At 68.7% G+C, this 233-nt stretch carries 1 pseudogene; it reads right to left on the bottom strand.

The annotated features are described in order from the left end of the window. A pseudogene (locus AC0L2O_RS37620) lies at positions 1–233 on the bottom strand (dehydrogenase); the annotation flags it as partial.

Below are 233 nucleotides of genomic sequence, written 5' to 3'. Positions count from 1 at the left end.
CACCAGGACGCCGGCTGCCGTGGCGGCTTCCATGGGAACCATGTCGAGCCCGGCGCCGTGGCGGATTGCGGCCCGGAGCTTCGTCGCACGTTCGAAAAGCGCCGATGGCAGTGGCGCACGAACGATGATGATGTCGGCATTCCTCGCCTCAGTCGCCAGCGTGTCCGCATCGAGGGCGGAGGCGACGACGAGTTCACCGGCCCCAGTCAGCATGGCGGAGGCGCGCGGGTGAA

Source organism: Bradyrhizobium sp. Kon10, assembly GCF_055807395.1.
This window is presented reverse-complemented; position numbering and strand designations above follow the sequence as displayed.